This window comes from Laceyella tengchongensis, assembly GCF_900182735.1.
Classification (GTDB): Bacteria; Bacillota; Bacilli; order Thermoactinomycetales; family Thermoactinomycetaceae; genus Laceyella; species Laceyella tengchongensis.
In genome coordinates this window covers 14,814-27,239 of record NZ_FXTU01000008.1, presented here as the reverse complement: position 1 = coordinate 27,239, position 12,426 = coordinate 14,814, and the positions used below count along the sequence as shown (strand labels likewise).

10 protein-coding genes are annotated in these 12,426 nt (G+C 51.5%); 1 reads left to right on the top strand and 9 read right to left on the bottom strand.

Translation table 11 applies throughout. The features are described from left to right. Positions 1–58 precede the first annotated feature (58 nt). From hprK to QQZ12_RS14245, 3 genes are all read right to left on the bottom strand, one after another. The gene (gene hprK / locus QQZ12_RS14255) at positions 59–994 is read right to left on the bottom strand and encodes an HPr(Ser) kinase/phosphatase (protein ID WP_102993534.1); all 936 of its coding nucleotides are present in this window, start codon (positions 992–994) and stop codon (positions 59–61) included. A gap of 69 nt (positions 995–1,063) precedes the next feature. Further along, a complete protein-coding gene (locus tag QQZ12_RS14250) occupies positions 1,064–2,173 on the bottom strand; it encodes an ABC transporter ATP-binding protein (protein WP_154988167.1) in 1,110 nt (369 codons plus the stop codon). 129 nt (positions 2,174–2,302) lie between these two features. Further along, a complete protein-coding gene (locus tag QQZ12_RS14245; RefSeq protein ID WP_102993536.1) occupies positions 2,303–3,277 on the bottom strand; it encodes a PucR family transcriptional regulator in 975 nt (324 codons plus the stop codon). 214 nt (positions 3,278–3,491) lie between these two features. Between QQZ12_RS14245 and QQZ12_RS14240 the strand changes: the two genes are divergently transcribed. Next, positions 3,492–4,121 (top strand): class D sortase, encoded by a 630-nt coding sequence (locus QQZ12_RS14240; protein WP_102993537.1) that lies wholly within the window; start codon positions 3,492–3,494, stop codon positions 4,119–4,121. Positions 4,122–4,242: 121 nt separating this feature from the next. Here the strand turns inward: QQZ12_RS14240 and QQZ12_RS14235 are convergent, their stop codons facing one another. From QQZ12_RS14235 to uvrB, 6 genes are all read right to left on the bottom strand, one after another. Beyond that, positions 4,243–4,578 carry a phage holin family protein gene (locus QQZ12_RS14235; RefSeq protein WP_022737517.1) on the bottom strand — a complete coding sequence of 112 codons (336 nt, stop codon included), beginning with the start codon at positions 4,576–4,578 and terminating at the stop codon, positions 4,243–4,245. 326 nt (positions 4,579–4,904) lie between these two features. Then, positions 4,905–5,696, bottom strand: coding sequence for a TIGR03943 family putative permease subunit (locus QQZ12_RS14230; protein ID WP_189318915.1), 792 nt, complete (start codon positions 5,694–5,696; stop codon positions 4,905–4,907). A gap of 19 nt (positions 5,697–5,715) precedes the next feature. Beyond that, positions 5,716–6,783: a permease gene (locus tag QQZ12_RS14225; protein WP_102993539.1), complete on the bottom strand. Its 1,068-nt coding sequence runs from the start codon at positions 6,781–6,783 to the stop codon at positions 5,716–5,718. Positions 6,784–7,096: 313 nt separating this feature from the next. Further along, positions 7,097–7,297: an alpha/beta-type small acid-soluble spore protein gene (locus QQZ12_RS14220; protein ID WP_022737514.1), complete on the bottom strand. Its 201-nt coding sequence runs from the start codon at positions 7,295–7,297 to the stop codon at positions 7,097–7,099. A 118-nt stretch (positions 7,298–7,415) separates the two neighbouring features. Next, entirely contained in the window at positions 7,416–10,295 is a 2,880-nt protein-coding gene (gene uvrA / locus QQZ12_RS14215) for an excinuclease ABC subunit UvrA (RefSeq protein WP_102993922.1), read from the bottom strand. 6 nt (positions 10,296–10,301) lie between these two features. Beyond that, on the bottom strand, positions 10,302–12,281 hold the full coding sequence (gene uvrB, locus QQZ12_RS14210; protein WP_102993540.1) for an excinuclease ABC subunit UvrB: 1,980 nt from the start codon (positions 12,279–12,281) through the stop codon (positions 10,302–10,304). Between the last annotated feature and the right edge of the window lie 145 nt (positions 12,282–12,426).

The window sequence follows — 12,426 nt, the reverse complement described above, 5'->3', positions numbered from 1 at the left end:
GGCGGCGGCTTCGGATGCCAGGTTCCGCCCTCGAAAGCCTAAGCTTGTCCCCTATCCCTTAATCGATCTCGTCCCCTTCATCGATCACTTCTCCCAGCTTTTGCACAAATTGTTGTGCCGCGTGATAGCCCAGTCGCTTCAGTCGGAAATTCATCGCCGCCACTTCAATGATAACAGCCAAGTTCCGCCCTGGACGCACGGGGACGATCAGCTTGGGAAGCTCCGTGTCGATGATGCGGACTTTCTCCTCATCCAAGCCCAGTCGGTCATACTGCCTTTTTTCTTGCCATGCTTCCAAATGAATCGTCAACGATATCCGCTTTTTATCCCTGACCGCACCGGCCCCAAACAAAGTCATCACATTGATGATGCCCAAACCGCGTATTTCCAGCAGATAGCGAATCAAATCAGGGGCGTGCCCCACCAAGCTGCCTTCCTCCGTTTGGGTGATTTCCACCGCGTCATCCGCCACCAAACGGTGACCGCGCTTTACCAGTTCCAAAGCGGTTTCGCTTTTCCCGATGCCGCTGGAGCCGGTGATCAGCACGCCAATCCCGTAAATGTCAACCAACACCCCGTGCATGGTGGTGGTGGGGGCAAGCAACTTTTCCAGATAGTTGGTCAGCTTGCTCGCAAAACGGGTGGTCGCCATCTCGGTTCTGAGAATCGGAACTTTTTTCTCTTGGGCGGCTTGAACCAACTCCGAAGGCACGTCATAGTTCCGCGTCAAAATGAAACAGGGAATCTCCGGATGGCACAATCGGTCAAACCGCTCTTGTCGTTCCGCTTTCGTCAACCCTTCAATGAAGGACAATTCCGTTTTCCCAAGCAGCTGCAAGCGCTCAACGGGGTGGAACGTGAAAAAGCCGGCCAATTCCAAGCCCGGGCGGTACAAGTCCGCGACCGTGACCCGGCGCCGGTCTAATTGATCCCAACCAGAGATCACTTCCAAGTCGAATTGTTGAACGATGCTTTTAATCGTCACTTTGCTCATCTGGCACTCTCCTACCGTCGCATATGCGACAGAGCGACTGACATCCAGCCGCTCTCGTCTTTATTACCACTACAGTACCGTTTTTTCTGTTTCTTTGTCAAAGATGTGTGCCTTGTTCATATCGAGCGCCAACGTAACTTGCGCTTCTGGCACGTACTGGGTACGGGCGTTGACGCGGGCGGTCAGCCACTTGTCTCCCAAGCCGCTGACATACAGGTACATTTCCGAACCCATGTTTTCGGCTACTTCCACCTTGGCGGTGAAACGGCTGTCCGGCGACGCCTCAATGAAGACCGGTTCGTCGTGAACGGCTTCCGGGCGGATGCCGAAAATGACCTCTTTGCCTACATACCCCTGTTCACGCAAACCATGGGCCCGACCAGTCGGGATCTTCACTTTTGCACCCTCTGTTTGGAAATAAATCTCGCCGTCTTCTTCTTTGAGAACCCCTTCGACGAAATTCATGGCTGGCGACCCAATGAAACCGGCCACAAACATGTTCGCCGGGTTGTTGTAAATCTCGGTGGGCGTGTCCACTTGTTGGATCACTCCGTCTTTCATTACTACGATGCGGTCGCCCATCGTCATCGCTTCGGTTTGGTCGTGGGTGACGTAGATGATGGTGGTTTCAAGGCGCTGATGCAATTTGCTGATCTCTGTGCGCATTTGCACGCGCAATTTGGCGTCTAGGTTGGATAACGGCTCATCCATCAAGAACACTTGCGGTTCGCGGACAATCGCCCGCCCAAGTGCAACGCGTTGCCGCTGGCCACCGGAAAGTTGCTTGGGCTTGCGGTCAAGCAGATGCTCGATATCGAGAATCTTAGCCGCTTCCCGTACCCGCTTTTCAATCTCATCTTTTTTAAACTTGCGCAACTTCAATCCGAACGCCATGTTTTCATAAACGGTCATGTGCGGATACAATGCATAGCTTTGGAACACCATGGCAATGTCGCGATCTTTCGGCGCCACATCGTTCACCAAGCGATCGCCGATGTACAATTCCCCTTCCGAAATCTCCTCCAGTCCCGCAATCATGCGCAGAGTAGTCGATTTTCCGCAACCCGACGGCCCCACCAACACCAAGAATTCCTTATCTTTAATTTCAAGATTAAAGTCTTTCACCACCAAATGGTTCCCATATCTTTTATACACATGGTTCAGACACACTTTCGCCATTGTCATACACCCTCCCGAAGCATGATCTAATGCATGTCCGCCTCGTTCTCCGGACATCCCTCAGCTTCATTCTATGACAGGTTGGGCGATGAATCATTGTGCAAAGGTCACAAAAAGCGCTGTATGGTTTCACCTTTCGCCTTCCTGATGGTTCAAAAGCAACAGCACCACCTTGATCAGCATCGCATCCGCAAACCGCCGCACATCGAGTCCCGTTTCCTGTTTCACCCGGTCAAACCGGTATAAAAGAGTGTTGCGGTGCACATACAGATGGCGGGCCGTTTCACTGATATTTAGATCCAACCGCAAGAAGGCCTCAATCGTTTTGCGCATTTCCTCTTCTCGCAACAAAGCCAAGCCCGGCATCTCTGCCAAAAAGGTTTTGACCGCCTGATCGTCCAATTGCGTCAACAGCCGTTCCAACCGCGGTTTCCATGTCACCCAGACGGCTTTTTCCATGCGGAACGAACGCACCGCTTCCCGCACCTGTGCCATGCGCTGCCACATGCCGGGGAGTTGTTCCCAAGAAACAATCGGCGGAGCCAGCACCATGCTCGCTGTCAGCCCCAACTCATCGGCTAAAGCCTCCTGCAATCCAGATGCCGCTTCGAGCAACAGCTCTTCTGCTTCCAAAGTGAACTTCTCCTCACCGATCCACTCCCGCAACGGGACGAACAGCAACCAGTCACTCTCGTTTAGACCCACCAACCACGGGGAACTCCCGGCAAAGTATGTATCCAACAGCACAGACAAATCTTCTTTGGCGAAAAAAGGGCGCCCTTGCTCAAACATCAATAGCGCCGGCATCCGCCCGCCGGGAAGGTGATGGTTAAGATGCGCCGGTACCGGTGCGGGTGGCCCACCGTCCAACACGCCTTTGATCCATTCCTCCAACCCCAGGCGCTTCGCTGGCTTCATTTCTTCATTTAGCAACCACTCAATCAACGCTTGTTCCCGTTTTGTCAATGCCAAGCCAAAGGTAATCCACTCTCCTGAAGAAAGTTGGAATGCCGTCTCCCCCGGCGCAGGGCGCGACGGCTTTACGCGGTTAGCTCGGACGCCAAGAATCCGTTCAATCCGCCTCACCCTTTCCCACGCATGCATCGATGTCACTCCTTTGTCCGCTCTTTTGTCCGACAATGTTAGGATATCGTTTTTGGCGGAGATATGAAAGCGGGGCAAAACGCCCTTGTCGTCACAACAACCGCACAGACACAAAACGCCCTTGTCCTACGAATAAATATAGTGAAGGAAACGAATGAACCAACGCGAAACTTTTACACATCAGATTCATGCACCGCACAAAGGAGTGATACACATGGCCAAAAAAGCGGCTTGGCTCTTGATGATCGCTGGTGCGCTGATTTTAGGATACAACGCTTTTCATTGGTGGAACGAAATCAGCATCGCCGTGGTCGATCCCAAGTTGGCCATGTCCATATCGGATGACTGGAACGAAACCGCCAAGGCGCCGGCCCTGCCGCAGGGCAAGAAAGATGACAGCGCACAAGTTGCAAATGGTGTCAAAGTCGGCGAGCTGGTTATCCCCAAAATGGGAGCCATCTTGCCCATCGTCCAGGGAACAGATGATGAATCCCTTAAAAAAGGGGTCGGCCTCTATGAAGGCTACGGCACAGTCAACCCCGGCGAGACGGGACATGTGGTTCTATCCGGACACCGTGATACAGTTTTTCGCGGATTGGGCGACCTGAAGGCCGGTGATAAGTTGTATATCCGGTACAATGGAAACATCTTTACTTATCAGTTTCGCAAACACTGGATCACCCATGCTGACGACCGGACGGTGATCGTACCTATACCACGGCCCGTGTTGACTTTGACTACCTGTTACCCGTTTGATTACATTGGGGACGCCCCCGACCGTTACATCATTCGCGCAGAATTGATTGAAATCAAGCCCGACAAGGCAAACCCATCATCTGCATAAAAAGGAGTGCTTCTGCCAATGGAAGCACTCCTTTATCGTTGCCATGCTTATCAGAAGAACGAGCGGGCATCCGTCAGGGATGTGTCTGGTACATCTCGTCACGCGTGATGTCTAACACACCCTAATCAACAAACTTATCAGCCACCCAAGTCACCACAGCCACCAGCAAAGCACCCAAAAATGCAGGCACAAAGCCGCTGACCTCTAAACCGTCCACCAACACCCCAGTCAACCAGAACAGAATCGCGTTGATCACCAAGGAAAACAAACCCAATGTCAGCAGGTTGATCGGCAAGGTTAACAACATGACTAACGGGCGCACAATCAAGTTGATCAGCCCCAGCACCAAAGCGGCCATGAATGCCGTTCCCCAACTTGCCACCTCAATACCGGGAATCCATTTCGCCGCGGCGACCACTGCGACTGCGCTGGCCAAAAAACGCACCAATAAACCCATTTGTCCCATCTCCCTGTCTTTTTCAATTCATCGCTACATATATTACATGTTCTGAACCAAATTTGCACACCTTAGCAATAGCATACCACGTCAGCAGGTTCTAAAACCTGTTTCTACATGGAACAAAACCGATTGGCGCTAAAACCTGCCCTAGGCGAAGCACATAGGGAAATGAGCCTTTCGTGTATGCTATTGCATTTCACCGTTTCTTGTTTGCGACGGACAGGTAGGAGTATGTGCAATCAGACTAAAACCATTCCTTGTTCAAACATAAAAGCGGCGCCGGGTGGTAATTGATTTCCCTTCGCCGCTTATCGACCTACGCCCTAATATGTAAAATAGATATACGGGTCTTTCAGCGGTTTGACCTTCTCTACCGCCTCTAATTTGATTACCGGCATGTCAACACCATCATACATCCCCACATCCAGCGACCCGGTTACTTCCACCCAATCGTTGTCTTTGAGAGTAGAGGTCTTCGCCCCCTCAGTCAAAAACCCAATCACAATCGCATCCGCCGTGCAACAGGTAACTGAAAAGCGCCCTACTACCAACTGATCCTTCTTCATCGTATCATCGCGATATACAAACCCTTTGAGCTTGATCTTCTTCCCTTTGAATTGTTGAGGATAGAAGTTGAGCGTATTGTAGTAATCGGCATACGTTTCCTGTGATAGATGGATCACAGGCTCGCGTTGCAACTGCGGAATAAATTTTTTGTAAGGGTCTTCCTGCACCGCCAAAGGATCAGCGTTGGTATCTGATGTAGCCGATGGGGCGGATTTCTTTTGTTGCTGTTCATTCACGCTTTTGGCCGATAAATAGCTCACCCCTTTTTTGCTCGCGATGGATGCGTCCAACGCTTTTGGGGGGATCAAGAGATACATCGCCATCGGCAACAGCAACACCAAGTACCCCCAAGCGCCAATCCGATGCAACTCGCTCCCCTTCATGTTCCACAGCTGAACCAATCCCAGCAACACCAGGATCAAGACGCTGGCAACGATCAACCACGTAAACCGAGGATTGACAAACAACGACAGCTCACCGGTTATGATCAGTTGCACCAGCAAAACCGCCAATCCCAAGCAAATCCCCACACGCAACCAAGCTTTCAACACCATTCCCCCCTTTATATCAGAAGAAAATCCACAGTGTGAGTAGGGTAACCAACGTGGTGCAACCGACGAAGAAGAATATTACCGACCGTTTGAAACCACCCGCCATCATCAACACATTTTTTATATCTACCATCGGCCCGAACACCAAAAAGCCCAACAGCGGCCCCTGACCCAGCACCGAACGGAAAGAAGCCGCCAAGAAAGCATCTGCCGAAGAGCAGATCGACAAGCTGAACGCCAACGCCATCATCAGGATTAAGGCCAAGCCGTCGAATCGGGCCAACTGTTTGATCGCGGCTACGCCAACAAAGGTTTGGAAGCCCGCGGCAATCAACGCGCCCAAGCAGAAGTATTTGCCCATGTCGATAAATTCAAACACGGAGTGGGACAGGGCGTGCATCAGTCGGCTTTGCCCTTCATGCGAGCGGTCAGCGCAATGAGCCCCATGTTCGTGGTCATGATCATGGGCTCCGCCACAACAACCCTCTGTCCGTTGTCCCCCCGTTTCCTCTTTCAACACGGGTCTGCCTTTGTAAAACAGGTAAAACATGATTCCCATAAAGATGGCGATACCAGCTCCCAAACCAATGCGTTTCCAAACCATTTCCCACGAATTGCCAAACGCCATATAAGTAGAAGCGATGGTGATCGGATTCACAATTGGCACAGCGAGCAAAAAGGTGAACGCGACATAGCTGGGAAGTCCCTTTTGCACCAACCGCCGAGCCACGGGCACGATGCCGCACTCACAAATCGGCAAAAACAGGCCGAAACTGGCGGCCAACGGAATCGACAGCACCGGATGCTTGGGCAAAAACCGCCACAAGGTCTCCTGTTTCACATAAACATGTACAAAACTGGACAACAAGGTGCCAAACAGGATGAATGGCAAGCCTTCAATAAACAGGCTGAGGAAAATGGTGGTGAAATTGTGCAACTCACTTGACAGCCCGCTGCTCCACTCGCGCGTGACCTCGGTGAATGGGGCAAGCAAGGGGACTCCCGTGGTCACAAAGAAGAAGATCAGCCCCAAGACAAGCACCCCTGTCAATTCAGGGTAATAATTTTTGAGAATCCGACCCATCTTCGCCCTCCTAAATATGTTTTATTCCTAATTAGTATGAGAAAACGGCTGTTTATAATCAACTAATTACCAAATCCAATAGGGAATATAGCCCATCATCATGCATCTTACCAGCTTGTCTCTATTCATTTGCTATAACCTAATCTATGCAAACAAATAAGAACGATTCCTATATTGGTCATATTGGCATTGTATGGCTCATGGTGCCAACTGTCAATCCGACCGCGTCTTAAGATTTTGCGAACAATCACATCTCGCCATCAAACGCTCACAATCATCAAAAGCTCTCTCACACAACAAAAAAACGCGGGGATTATTCCCCCGCGTTTTTCTGCTTCAACATCTGCGAAGCCATAGCAACAAGACGTTTTGTCATTTCACCGCCTACAGAACCGTTCGCACGGGCGGTTGCGTCCGCACCCAGCTCAACACCAAACTCGTTCGCAATCTCCCGCTTCATCTGATCAAGTGAAGCGCTCGCGCCAGGAACCAACAGTTTGTTGTTTCTCGCCATGTCCCGTCACTCCCTTGTCTGTAGGATATGAAAGACGTCTTGCCTACTTTCTAGCATGCTTTGTCCTACATCGCTCTATGCCGGAAATAAGCGGAAACGCATGCCATCCGTGCTTGAGTCACGTCGTCGCCGGAGTCGGTTGCTCCTGTGCGGCCAATCGTTTGGCCATCCGCGCTTTGTCCCGTTCCATCACTGGTGCCAAAAATTGGCCCGTATAGGAGCCCTTCACTTGAACTACTTCCTCGGGAGTGCCTTTGGCTACAATCATTCCGCCGCCGGTGCCACCTTCAGGTCCCAAGTCGATTAAGTAATCAGCTGTTTTGATCACATCTAAGTTGTGTTCAATGACAACCACCGTGTCCCCGTTTGCAGTCAACCGGCCAAGTACTTTTAACAAACGAGCGATGTCGTCAATGTGCAGGCCAGTCGTCGGCTCGTCCAAAATGTATAATGTCCGCCCAGTGCTTCGTTTGTACAGCTCTGAAGCCAACTTCACGCGTTGCGCTTCCCCACCCGACAAGGTGGTTGCTGGTTGGCCCAACTTCATGTAACTAAGGCCGACGTCGTACAGGGTTTGGATTTTCCGCTTAATGCGTGGGATGTTTTGGAAAAAGTCGAGCGCTTCTTCCACCGTCATCTCCAACACATCAGAAATGTTTTTGCCTTTGTACTTGATCTCCAGTGTATCGCGGTTGTAGCGTTTGCCTTTGCACTCTTCACAAGGCACATAGACATCGGGCAGGAAGTGCATCTCAATCTTGATGATGCCGTCCCCGCGACACGCTTCGCACCGACCACCCTTGACATTGAAACTGAAGCGTCCTTTCTGGTAACCACGTACTTTGGCTTCTTGGGTCGAAGCGAACACTTCGCGGATATCATCAAACACGCCGGTGTAAGTAGCCGGGTTACTACGCGGCGTCCGACCAATGGGCGACTGGTCGATGTTAATCACTTTGTCGATGTGTTCGATGCCTTCGATTTTGCGGTGTTTGCCTGGCACCGCTTTGGCTTTGTTCACCTCGCGCGCCACCGCCTTGAGCAAAATCTCATTGACCAGCGTACTCTTGCCGGAGCCGGACACCCCAGTCACACAAGTGAACACGCCCAACGGAAACTTGACGTCGATGTTTTTCAGGTTGTTTTCTTTGGCCCCTTTGATGGTGATCCACTTGTCGCCCGGCTTGGTTCGCTGTTCCGGCACGGGAATAAAGTTGCGCCCACTCAGGTACCGCCCGGTTAATGAGTTTTCATCAGCCATCACCTCGGCGGGCGTTCCGGCCGACACCACACGCCCGCCATGCGCTCCGGCACCTGGCCCGATGTCAATGATGTAGTCACAAGCCAGCATGGTATCCTCATCATGCTCCACCACGATCAACGTGTTGCCGAGGTCGCGCATTTTCTTAAGCGTTGCAATGAGGCGGTTGTTGTCGCGTTGGTGCAAGCCGATGCTCGGCTCATCCAAGATGTACAGAACACCCATCAAGCTGGAACCGATTTGCGTCGCCAGACGAATCCGTTGGGCTTCCCCGCCGGACAAGGTTCCCGCCGAGCGACTCAATGACAGGTAATCCAAGCCGACATTGACGAGGAATCCCAACCGCTCCTTGATTTCTTTCAACACTTGGCGGGCGATCTGCATCTCTTTCTCCGACAATTCCAGTGTTGCAAAAAACTCATGGGCTTCCTTGATTGACAGATTGGTCACATAGTCGATATTTTTGCCGCCAACGGTCACACTGAGAATCTCTTTTTTAAGCCGCGCCCCTTTGCATGTCGGGCAAGGTTTGTTGCTCATGTAGTTTTCTAGGTGTTCGCGCATGAGCTCAGAGCCGGTCTCTCGGTAACGACGATTCAGATGGGGGATGATCCCCTCAAACAACGCTTGCGATTCTCGAGTAAAGCCGTTTTCATTCGTGTATTTGAAAGGAAAACGCTCTTTCGATCCATGCAGGATAATCGCTTTGTCCTTTTTGTCCAACTCCGCAAACGGAATCTTCATATCAATGCCGAAGTGGCGGCAAGCAGCTTCCAATAACTGTGGATAATAACTGCTCGTTCCCGAAGACCAAGGCTCGATCGCCCCTTCGGCCAACGACAACTGCGGATTGGGGATGACCAAATCGGGATCGATCTCCATTCGCGACCCCAGCCCGTCACATGTCGGGCAGGCGCCAAACGGGCTGTTGAAGGAAAACATCCGCGGTGATAGTTCATCAATGCTAAAACCGCATTCTGGGCAGGCGAGGTTTTGGCTAAACAACAGCTCTTCTCCGTCAATCACGTCGATCAGCACTTCGCCTCCGCTCAAGGAAAGGGCCGTTTCCAAGGAGTCGGTCAAACGCGCCTGCACCCCCTCCTTTACCACCACCCGGTCGACAACCACTTCAATCGTATGCTTTTTATTCTTCTCCAACCGAATCTCTTCGGACAGATCGCGAATCTCCCCGTCGACCCGCACCCGCACATAACCTTGGCGGGCAACATCCTCCAATAACTTGACATGTTCTCCTTTGCGCCCTTTTACCAGCGGTGCCATGATCTGAATCCGCGTCCGCTCTGGCAAGGCCATGATGCGGTCAGCCATCTGCGGCACCGTTTGCGAGGTGATGCGGATGCCGTGCTCAGGACAGTGCGCATGGCCGACCCGAGCAAACAGCAGGCGCAGGTAATCGTAAATCTCGGTCACGGTACCCACGGTAGAACGCGGATTGCGGCTGGTCGTCTTTTGATCGATTGAAATGGCGGGGGATAAACCTTCAATCGCATCCACATCGGGTTTGTCCATCTGCCCTAAGAATTGTCGGGCATACGCGGACAACGACTCCACATACCGCCGTTGCCCTTCGGCGTAGATGGTGTCAAAAGCGAGCGACGATTTGCCCGATCCGCTCAGTCCCGTCACCACCACGAATTTGTCTCGCGGAATGGTGATATCTATGTTTTTCAAGTTGTGAACCCGCGCTCCGCGAATCACAATATTTTCTTGTGCCATAATCACTTAACCCTCCGCTTTAAGCTCCAAGATGAGGTCGCGCAATTCGGCCGCTCGTTCGAAATTGAGATCCTTGGCAGCTTGCTTCATTTCTTTCTCCATCTGCTCGATCAGCTTCAGTCGCTCACCCTTGGACAATTTCTTCATTTCCTTGTCCACTTGGTATTCTGCTTGGTCTTCAGCCACTTTGGTCGCTTCAATGACATCATGCACCTTTTTCCGAATCGTCTGCGGCGTAATGCCGTGCTCCTCGTTGTACTTCATCTGAATCTCGCGCCGACGTTCGGTTTCCTCTATTGCTCGCCGCATGGAGTCTGTGATCTTATCGGCATACATGATCACTTCCCCTCTGGCATTTCGCGCCGCCCGGCCAATCGTCTGGATCAGGGAGCGTTCTGAGCGCAGGAACCCTTCTTTGTCGGCGTCCAAAATGGCGACTAATGAAACTTCTGGCAAGTCCAACCCTTCTCTTAACAGGTTGATCCCGATCAGCACATCAAATTCACCCAAACGCAAATCGCGCAGAATTTGCATCCGCTCAATCGTCTTGATGTCTGAATGTAAATAACGCACCTTGATCCCAATTTCTTTGAGATAATCGGTCAAGTCCTCTGCCATCTTCTTGGTCAAGGTGGTTACCAATACCCGCTCGTCTTCGGCAATTCGCTTGTTGATCTCTCCGATCAGGTGGTCGATTTGCCCCTGAATCGGATGAATGTGAATCACGGGGTCTAGCAAACCGGTCGGACGGATGATCTGTTCGACCACCGTGGGGCATTTTTCCAATTCATACGGCCCCGGGGTCGCCGAAACGAACACGATCTGGTTGATTTTCTCTTCAAACTCGGCAAACTTGAGCGGGCGGTTATCCTTCGCCGACGGCAATCGGAATCCGTGATCCACCAACATGGTTTTGCGTGCTTGGTCCCCATTGTACATTCCGTTGATTTGTGGGATAGTCACATGCGATTCGTCTACGATGATCAGGTAATCATCAGGAAAAAAATCCAACAAGGTGTAAGGGGCTTCCCCTGGTTGTTTCCCCACTAGGTGTCGCGAATAGTTTTCAATCCCAGAACAAAAACCTACTTCACGAATCATTTCCATATCATAACGCGTCCGTTGCTCAAGGCGCTGGGCTTCCAGCAGTTTGCCCGCATCCCGCAACTCTTTAAGCCGCTCTTCCAATTCAGCCTCAATCGAAGTGAGAGCCCGCTCCAATTGGGCTTGTCTCGTCACATAGTGGGAAGCCGGAAAAATGGCGACATGCTCCCGATCACCGAGGATTTCCCCCGTCAGCACGTCGATTTCGCGAATCCGTTCAATCTCGTCACCAAAAAATTCGACCCGTACCGCCTGTTCACTGCGAGAGGCTGGGAAGATTTCAACTACATCGCCGCGCACGCGGAACGTGCCGCGCGTGAAATTGATGTCATTCCGCTCGTACTGGATATCGACCAGCTTGCGCAATACTTCATTCCGCTCTTTTTCCATCCCCACCCGAAGCGACAACACCATTTCCTTGTATTCGGTCGGCGAACCCAAACCGTAGATACAAGAAACACTGGACACGATGATCACATCGGAACGCTCAAACAACGCGCTCGTAGCCGAGTGGCGTAACTTGTCGATCTCATCGTTGATGGAAGCATCCTTTTCAATATACGTATCGGTGGCTGGGATATAGGCCTCCGGTTGATAATAATCATAATAACTCACAAAATACTCGACGGCGTTGTGAGGGAAAAACTCCTTTAACTCCCCACACAATTGCGCCGCCAAGGTTTTATTATGCGCAATCACCAGCGTCGGTTTGTTCACTCGGTTGATGGTTTGTGCGATGGTGAATGTCTTTCCCGTTCCGGTCGCCCCCAACAATGTTTGATAGCGCTCACCCTGTTCAATCCCCTGCACCAGCTTTTGTATCGCTTGTGGCTGGTCACCTTGCGGTTGAAACTCTGAAACCAGTTGAAATCTCTTCTCCATCCTCGCATTCACCTCTTTTCTCACTTAAAGGGTATTATACCATAAACCATTTCTACCGGGGAACATCCGTTCCTTTCTCGCTTTATGTCACTTTTGTGTATCTCCAGCATTGCCTCAAACACATAAAATAAGAACCTCGATCATC

What these genes read in the sequence shown, in the direction of transcription:
- hprK (WP_102993534.1), bottom strand. Translation starts at nt 994, where the DNA reads ATGAGCAAAGTGACGATTAAAAGCATCGTTCAACAATTCGACTTGGAA.
- QQZ12_RS14250 (WP_154988167.1), bottom strand. Translation starts at nt 2,173, where the DNA reads ATGGCGAAAGTGTGTCTGAACCATGTGTATAAAAGATATGGGAACCAT.
- QQZ12_RS14245 (WP_102993536.1), bottom strand. Translation starts at nt 3,277, where the DNA reads ATGCATGCGTGGGAAAGGGTGAGGCGGATTGAACGGATTCTTGGCGTC.
- QQZ12_RS14240 (WP_102993537.1), top strand. Translation starts at nt 3,492, where the DNA reads ATGGCCAAAAAAGCGGCTTGGCTCTTGATGATCGCTGGTGCGCTGATT.
- QQZ12_RS14235 (WP_022737517.1), bottom strand. Translation starts at nt 4,578, where the DNA reads ATGGGTTTATTGGTGCGTTTTTTGGCCAGCGCAGTCGCAGTGGTCGCC.
- QQZ12_RS14225 (WP_102993539.1), bottom strand. Translation starts at nt 6,783, where the DNA reads ATGGGTCGGATTCTCAAAAATTATTACCCTGAATTGACAGGGGTGCTT.
- QQZ12_RS14220 (WP_022737514.1), bottom strand. Translation starts at nt 7,297, where the DNA reads ATGGCGAGAAACAACAAACTGTTGGTTCCTGGCGCGAGCGCTTCACTT.
- uvrA (WP_102993922.1), bottom strand. Translation starts at nt 10,295, where the DNA reads ATGGCACAAGAAAATATTGTGATTCGCGGAGCGCGGGTTCACAACTTG.
- uvrB (WP_102993540.1), bottom strand. Translation starts at nt 12,281, where the DNA reads ATGGAGAAGAGATTTCAACTGGTTTCAGAGTTTCAACCGCAAGGTGAC.